This window comes from Enterobacter sp. BIGb0383, from assembly GCF_003751845.1.
GTDB lineage: Bacteria > Pseudomonadota > Gammaproteobacteria > Enterobacterales > Enterobacteriaceae > BIGb0383.
In genome coordinates, this window is sequence record NZ_RJKQ01000013.1 from 1 (window position 1) to 2,266 (window position 2,266).

Sequence of the window (2,266 nt, forward strand, 5' to 3'; positions counted from 1 at the left end):
CCTCTTCATTTTTTACATCTCTTAACTGGACAATCTCAGTATGCGCCGGGCCGCATTCTTAACGTATCAGTGATTGTCTGCCATACACTTATCGCCTCATTTTCGGATAGTAACCCGTTCCCCTCAAGACCTCTTTGGACAAAGTTGACCGACAGCTGGGGAGTTGTTGGCCCCGCTGTTTTTTCATGAATATTCACTGCAAAACGAAATGCTTTCTCGCCGATCCCGTCACCGGTATTACCTTCAGCCAGCCACTGTTCCGCATATAACCCGTTTATATTACGTTTCCCACTCTCAAGCGTGCGCCCTTCTGCTTCACTGATTTTTTGCTTCATCAGCGCACTCCTTTCAAGCTGTGAACTTCCCGGGCGACTGACGTTATCTGTATAAAAACTAATTTTTAACATCGGATAACCTGAAGGTTTATAAATAACATCAATACTTTCTTCCTGCTCTTCTTGATCATCAGCAATAAAAATTTCCGGCAGACAAAAACCTGGTGTTACTGGAATATCTGTTTCTTTTTTACCCGAAATCCGTGTTAGTAGACTTATAAGTTCAGCCAGCCTTTGAGGTACATTATTTCCATATAGTTCCGGGTGAAGATTTCGCCTCTCTGAATAACGTTCAGCCAGACCATTATCGGCTGACACTTCAATTTCCACCGCCACTCCATTAGTATATAGATGTGCTTCAAGAACGCGACCAACATCCGATATTGAAACACTTTAATTCCTTTCAAATATAACCCCTTCCAGACCAATTGGTAGAGGATGTGTTTTTTTCAAAAATGGCATATCAAGCATATCGGAGGTTTTTATATTTTGTAACTCATTCTCTCGCATACGAACTTTCTGCTGAAAAGCCGGTCGGTAAATCCGTTTATAGCGGACAGGTGATTTACCGATAAATGCCATCACATTAGCGGGATCGGTAGTAAAAGTATCCGGCAGGTCAATCGCATAGCGGCCAATACAGCGAGGCTTCATTTCCTGTAAAAAATGCTCCACGTTTACACGCTCCTTATTATTCAGTGTTATCTGTGGGGGAAGAAAACTGTACCAGCACCAGCCGGCAAAACAGGCTGCCAGTAGCACGGCAACGGCAAGTGTTTTTTTGAGCTTCATATGCGCGCCTTTTAACTGGATTTGATTTTTTGGGTAGTCTTTACCAGCGCCCGTAGGGTAAATTCCTGTGCCAGCGGGCTTTGATAGGCAGGCTCATGGCCAACTGATACCTGATAACGCGCCTTTAACCGACTCTCAGGGATCCGACCGGAACGTACCGGCACCGTACCGTCTCCCCCTTCTTCTGCTGGCAGGATCTGGTAGGTCTGTTTTATGCCTTTGGCCCATCCTGCTCCAGACAAGGGACTGGCTATGGTCCGTATATCCTGACGTTCGCTTTTATCCACAATTCGTCCCTGGCTGGCATCCCTGGAGCGGTGGCGGTTTATCCACTCGTCAACTGGCGGCGTCTTTGCCTGCCAGCAGATATCGCCATAAGAAGCGAATGCTTTATCTGCACTGTAAAAGGCATAGGTATTGTGGTGATATTTTCCAGCAAGATCCTCAATAAATCTCATTACTTTTCTTTCAATAATCGCCGAAAATGACAACCAGTCATTATTTAGCGCTTGTTGTGTATAGCTTTTCCCCGGATTAATAAGCGAATCATCACATAAACCCCACCACTTATCTCGCTGGAGGTAGATATCTTCATAAGGGTTATTATCAGGATAAGAGTACGTATATTTTCCATCGATAATTTTTAGCCAGTGGCTGCCATATTCACGTCCGGGAAGAAGCTGTAGCGGTCCCGGTGACTGCGACAGGACCGCCGTCATAGCCCAGGAATCAGCGCCCAACACTTGAGAAGCAAGCCACCCCTTTACATCTCCTTGCGGGTTTTCTGTACCCGCCTTCATTCTCCGATAGGTGGCCGCGGCCCCGAGAGAAGGCATCACGCCATGCACCACACCCAACACATTTTTTTCACCGTCCATATTTTGAGTATAGTGACGTGCAACCAGGCTGCCCATAGAGTGGGTAATGAGTATCACCTTTTCACACTTGCGCCCCTTTTCCCTGTAAAATCTTATGGTTTCGTCGATTTTATTACCCAAGTCTTTCGCAGAGTCAGCATTCGACTGTAGCCAGTTGTAGCCGACGGCAAAAACCGGATAAATATAGCGGTAACTTAAATCTATCTCCTCCTTACTTAAGGTCACATCGCCCATTTCCGTTTCCATTACTGAATCCATTAA

Annotated in this window: 3 protein-coding genes; all 3 read right to left on the reverse strand. The window is 45.8% G+C overall.

The features are described from left to right. Positions 1–35: 35 nt before the first annotated feature. Positions 36–665: a T6SS immunity protein Tli4 family protein gene (locus EDF81_RS23980; RefSeq protein WP_148049955.1), complete on the reverse strand. Its 630-nt coding sequence runs from the start codon at positions 663–665 to the stop codon at positions 36–38. A 63-nt stretch (positions 666–728) separates the two neighbouring features. Then, positions 729–1,127: a hypothetical protein gene (locus EDF81_RS23805; protein ID WP_123350687.1), complete on the reverse strand. Its 399-nt coding sequence runs from the start codon at positions 1,125–1,127 to the stop codon at positions 729–731. 11 nt (positions 1,128–1,138) lie between these two features. Further along, positions 1,139–2,266, reverse strand: a 1,128-nt coding sequence (locus EDF81_RS23810) for a triacylglycerol lipase (RefSeq protein ID WP_123362966.1), incomplete at its 5' end; no start/stop codon positions are given.

Excerpts from the sequence above, each read along its gene's own strand:
- EDF81_RS23805 (WP_123350687.1), bottom strand. The coding sequence starts at position 1,127 with ATGAAGCTCAAAAAAACACTTGCCGTTGCCGTGCTACTGGCAGCCTGT.